Origin of the sequence: Ideonella sp. B508-1 (assembly GCF_000333615.1) — a bacterium.
Classification (GTDB): Bacteria; Pseudomonadota; Gammaproteobacteria; order Burkholderiales; family Burkholderiaceae_C; genus Ideonella.
This window is the reverse complement of sequence record NZ_BADL01000005.1, coordinates 1-5,629: the sequence shown is the minus strand read 5'-3', so window position 1 is coordinate 5,629 and position 5,629 is coordinate 1. Positions and strand designations below refer to the sequence as shown.

Sequence of the window (5,629 nt, the reverse complement as noted above, 5' to 3'; positions counted from 1 at the left end):
AAGCGTTTTTGAGAGTGATCGAGAGAAGGGGGGATTAGCTCAGCTGGGAGAGCACCTGCTTTGCAAGCAGGGGGTCGTCGGTTCGATCCCGTCATCCTCCACCAAGATCCTGGTCACCGGGTGGTGATCATCGAGGATATCCACGCTGCGAGAAGCGAGCACAAACCTAAGGCCTGGCGTTTTAGGTTTGTCTTCGTTGAGAAGGCTGTGTTCTTTAACAATTCAAAGAGTCGAATCAGCGTTGTCGACGGAAAGTTGGGCAGGGGTAAAGGCCTGGTCAGCACCGTGCCGTCGGCAACATATGATTGCGTCACCAGACTTCAACTCGAATATGAGTTGTAGAACGGCATAACGCGAATACTCACAAGCTGGTCGTTCTAACGTGGACGACTGGCACCAGTCCTTGATCGACGTTCTTAGCATTGGACGTCAAAGTTATAGGGTCAAGTGACTAAGTGCATGTGGTGGATGCCTTGGCGATTACAGGCGACGAAGGACGTGATAGCCTGCGATAAGCTTCGGGGAGCTGGCAAATTAGCTTTGATCCGGAGATTTCCGAATGGGGAAACCCACCCTTAGGGGTATCAACATCTGAATACATAGGGTGTTGAGGCGAACCGGGTGAACTGAAACATCTCAGTAGCTCGAGGAATAGACATCAACCGAGATTCCGAAAGTAGTGGCGAGCGAAATCGGAACAGCCTGTGCTCTTTAGCAAGTTTCTTATCAGAACGGTCTGGAAAGTCCGGCCACAGCGGGTGATAGCCCCGTATGGAAAAAGAAGTTTGTGGAACTAGGTGCACGACAAGTAGGGCGGGACACGTGAAATCCTGTCTGAAGATGGGGGGACCATCCTCCAAGGCTAAATACTCGTAATCGACCGATAGTGAACAAGTACCGTGAGGGAAAGGCGAAAAGAACCCCGGGAGGGGAGTGAAATAGATCCTGAAACCGCATGCATACAAAAAGTCGGAGCCCGAAAGGGTGACGGCGTACCTTTTGTATAATGGGTCAGCGACTTACATTCAGTGGCGAGGTTAACCGAATAGGGAAGCCGAAGAGAAATCGAGTCCGAATAGGGCGTCTAGTCGCTGGGTGTAGACCCGAAACCAGGTGATCTATCCATGGCCAGGATGAAGGTGCGGTAACACGCACTGGAGGTCCGAACCGACTAGTGTTGCAAAACTAGCGGATGAGCTGTGGATAGGGGTGAAAGGCTAAACAAACCTGGAGATAGCTGGTTCTCTCCGAAAACTATTTAGGTAGTGCCTCAAGTATTACCGTCGGGGGTAGAGCACTGTTTAGGCTAGGGGGTCATGGCGACTTACCAAACCTTGGCAAACTCCGAATACCGATGAGTACAGCTTGGGAGACAGAGCACCGGGTGCTAACGTCCGGACTCAAGAGGGAAACAACCCAGACCGCCAGCTAAGGTCCCTAAAATTGGCTAAGTGGGAAACGAAGTGGGAAGGCTAAAACAGTCAGGATGTTGGCTTAGAAGCAGCCACCATTTAAAGAAAGCGTAATAGCTCACTGATCGAGTCGTCCTGCGCGGAAGATGTAACGGGGCTAAGCCAGTTACCGAAGCTGCGGGTGCACAGCAATGTGCGCGGTAGGAGAGCGTTCTGTAAGCCTGTGAAGGTGGATCGTGAGGTCTGCTGGAGGTATCAGAAGTGCGAATGCTGACATGAGTAGCGTTAAAGGGGGTGAAAAGCCCCCTCGCCGTAAGCGCAAGGTTTCCTACGCAACGTTCATCGGCGTAGGGTGAGTCGGCCCCTAAGGCGAGGCAGAGATGCGTAGCTGATGGGAAACAGGTCAATATTCCTGTACCGATCAATAGTGCGATGTGGGGACGGAGAAGGTTAGCTCAGCCGGGTGTTGGATGTCCCGGTTCAAGCATGTAGGCGTGCTCTCTAGGCAAATCCGGAGAGCTTAGCTGAGGTGTGATAACGAGTCTGCTTGCAGACGAAGTGAGTGATACCCTGCTTCCAGGAAAAGCCACTAAGCTTCAGCTATTGACGACCGTACCGCAAACCGACACTGGTGCGCGTGATGAGTATTCTCAGGCGCTTGAGAGAACTCTGGAGAAGGAACTCGGCAAATTGACACCGTAACTTCGGAAGAAGGTGTGCCTTTAGTAGGTGAACCTGTACAAGGGGAGCCCAATGAGGCCGCAGAGAATCGGTGGCTGCGACTGTTTATTAAAAACACAGCACTCTGCAAAGACGAAAGTCGACGTATAGGGTGTGACGCCTGCCCGGTGCTGGAAGATTAATTGATGGGGTGCAAGCTCTTGATCGAAGTCCCAGTAAACGGCGGCCGTAACTATAACGGTCCTAAGGTAGCGAAATTCCTTGTCGGGTAAGTTCCGACCTGCACGAATGGCGTAACGATGGCCACACTGTCTCCTCCAGAGACTCAGCGAAGTTGAAATGTTTGTGATGATGCAATCTCCCCGCGGAAAGACGGAAAGACCCCATGAACCTTTACTGTAGCTTTACATTGGACTTTGAACAGATCTGTGTAGGATAGGTGGGAGGCTTTGAAGTACGGTCGCTAGATCGTATGGAGCCGACGTTGAAATACCACCCTGGTGTGTTTGAGGTTCTAACCTTGGCCCGTGATCCGGGTTGGGGACAGTGTATGGTGGGCAGTTTGACTGGGGCGGTCTCCTCCCAAAGTGTAACGGAGGAGTTCGAAGGTACGCTAGGCACGGTCGGAAATCGTGCTGATAGTGCATTGGCATAAGCGTGCTTGACTGCGAGACTGACAAGTCGAGCAGGTACGAAAGTAGGACAAAGTGATCCGGTGGTTCTGTATGGAAGGGCCATCGCTCAACGGATAAAAGGTACTCTGGGGATAACAGGCTGATACCGCCCAAGAGTTCATATCGACGGCGGTGTTTGGCACCTCGATGTCGGCTCATCTCATCCTGGGGCTGTAGCCGGTCCCAAGGGTATGGCTGTTCGCCATTTAAAGAGGTACGTGAGCTGGGTTTAAAACGTCGTGAGACAGTTTGGTCCCTATCTTCCGTGGGCGCTGCAAGATTGAGAGAGCCTGCTCCTAGTACGAGAGGACCGGAGTGGACGCACCGCTGGTGTATCGGTTGTCATGCCAATGGCATTGCCGAGTAGCTAAGTGCGGAAGAGATAACCGCTGAAAGCATCTAAGCGGGAAACTCGTCTCAAGATGAGTCTTGCCGGGGCCTTGAGCCCCCTGAAGAGTCGTTCGAGACCAGGACGTTGATAGGCTGGGTGTGGAAGCGCAGTAATGCGTTAAGCTAACCAGTACTAATTGCTCGTGAGGCTTGACCCTATAACTTTGATGTAAAATGCATCAAAGAACTGGGTGAGAATTCTAGTTATACCGTTCAAGTCGGTAGACGCAATCATCTGATTCACAAGACTCTTTGAATTGGCTTGGCCGCCCAGCACCTCCCGGTGCAGCGACCAGGCAACAAGTTAAGCCTGATGACCATAGCGAGGTGGTCCCACTCCTTCCCATCCCGAACAGGACAGTGAAACGCCTCTGCGCCGATGATAGTGCGGATTCCCGTGTGAAAGTAGGACATCGTCAGGCTAATATCCGAGTGAAACGCCAGGCTTTGCCTGGCGTTTTTCTTCCCTTAAGGATGAGATCGTGCTATGATCCCATCCTTCAGTGAAGAACTGATCGATCGATGGATCGAAACGGTTGCAAGACCGAGCTCTTTAACAAGTAACAGCCGATAAGCGTGGGCGTTTGAAGGCGAGTGCCAAGAGTCCTTAGGACTCGAGGTCGAAAGACTTTAAACGCTCATGGAAACTGAAGTGAAGTTCACTTCAATTCCTGATTGAGCAAATTCAAGATCGAACTGAAGAGTTTGATCCTGGCTCAGATTGAACGCTGGCGGCATGCCTTACACATGCAAGTCGAACGGTAACGCGGGGCAACCTGGCGACGAGTGGCGAACGGGTGAGTAATGCATCGGAACGTGCCCAGTAGTGGGGGATAGCCCGGCGAAAGCCGGATTAATACCGCATACGACCTGAGGGTGAAAGGGGGGGATCGCAAGACCTCTCGCTATTGGAGCGGCCGATGTCAGATTAGGTAGTTGGTGGGGTAAAGGCCTACCAAGCCGACGATCTGTAGCTGGTCTGAGAGGACGACCAGCCACACTGGGACTGAGACACGGCCCAGACTCCTACGGGAGGCAGCAGTGGGGAATTTTGGACAATGGGCGCAAGCCTGATCCAGCCATGCCGCGTGCGGGAAGAAGGCCTTCGGGTTGTAAACCGCTTTTGTCAGGGAAGAAATCTTCTGGGTTAATACCTCGGGAGGATGACGGTACCTGAAGAATAAGCACCGGCTAACTACGTGCCAGCAGCCGCGGTAATACGTAGGGTGCAAGCGTTAATCGGAATTACTGGGCGTAAAGCGTGCGCAGGCGGTTTTGTAAGACAGAGGTGAAATCCCCGGGCTCAACCTGGGAACTGCCTTTGTGACTGCAAGGCTTGAGTGCGGCAGAGGGGGATGGAATTCCGCGTGTAGCAGTGAAATGCGTAGATATGCGGAGGAACACCGATGGCGAAGGCAATCCCCTGGGCCTGCACTGACGCTCATGCACGAAAGCGTGGGGAGCAAACAGGATTAGATACCCTGGTAGTCCACGCCCTAAACGATGTCAACTGGTTGTTGGGAAGGTTCCTTCTCAGTAACGTAGCTAACGCGTGAAGTTGACCGCCTGGGGAGTACGGCCGCAAGGTTGAAACTCAAAGGAATTGACGGGGACCCGCACAAGCGGTGGATGATGTGGTTTAATTCGATGCAACGCGAAAAACCTTACCTACCCTTGACATGGCAGGAATCCTGAAGAGATTTGGGAGTGCTCGAAAGAGAACCTGCACACAGGTGCTGCATGGCCGTCGTCAGCTCGTGTCGTGAGATGTTGGGTTAAGTCCCGCAACGAGCGCAACCCTTGTCATTAGTTGCTACGAAAGGGCACTCTAATGAGACTGCCGGTGACAAACCGGAGGAAGGTGGGGATGACGTCAGGTCCTCATGGCCCTTATGGGTAGGGCTACACACGTCATACAATGGCCGGTACAGAGGGCTGCCAACCCGCGAGGGGGAGCCAATCCCAGAAAACCGGTCGTAGTCCGGATCGCAGTCTGCAACTCGACTGCGTGAAGTCGGAATCGCTAGTAATCGCGGATCAGCTTGCCGCGGTGAATACGTTCCCGGGTCTTGTACACACCGCCCGTCACACCATGGGAGCGGGTTCTGCCAGAAGTAGTTAGCCTAACCGCAAGGAGGGCGATTACCACGGCAGGGTTCGTGACTGGGGTGAAGTCGTAACAAGGTAGCCGTATCGGAAGGTGCGGCTGGATCACCTCCTTTCTGGAAAAAGCACTCAAGCTCAAGCGCTCACACTTATCGGCTGTGAAAACACAGTAGTGGTTAATTGGTGAAACGTGCGAGCCTGGAGAAAGCGTCAAGTTGGCGTCCGACTGCCAGGAGACGCGGATGACGCCAGGCACTGCGCGGCTCCAAAGAGATGCGTGGGTCTGTAGCTCAGTCGGTTAGAGCACCGTCTTGATAAGGCGGGGGTCGTTGGTTCGAATCCAACCAGACCCCCCAAGCGTTCTTG

General features: G+C 53.2%; 2 tRNA genes and 3 rRNA genes. All 5 read left to right on the top strand.

Annotated elements, in window-relative coordinates:
- Positions 1-28 precede the first annotated feature (28 nt).
- Positions 29-104: transfer RNA gene (locus I73_RS00350), tRNA-Ala, on the top strand.
- 337 nt (positions 105-441) lie between these two features.
- A 23S ribosomal RNA gene (locus I73_RS00345) occupies positions 442-3,315 on the top strand.
- Positions 3,316-3,466: 151 nt separating this feature from the next.
- Positions 3,467-3,579: ribosomal RNA gene (gene rrf / locus I73_RS00340) — 5S ribosomal RNA — on the top strand.
- 271 nt (positions 3,580-3,850) lie between these two features.
- Positions 3,851-5,379, top strand: a 16S ribosomal RNA gene (locus tag I73_RS00335).
- Positions 5,380-5,542: 163 nt separating this feature from the next.
- Positions 5,543-5,619, top strand: a tRNA-Ile gene (locus I73_RS00330).
- Positions 5,620-5,629 lie beyond the last annotated feature (10 nt).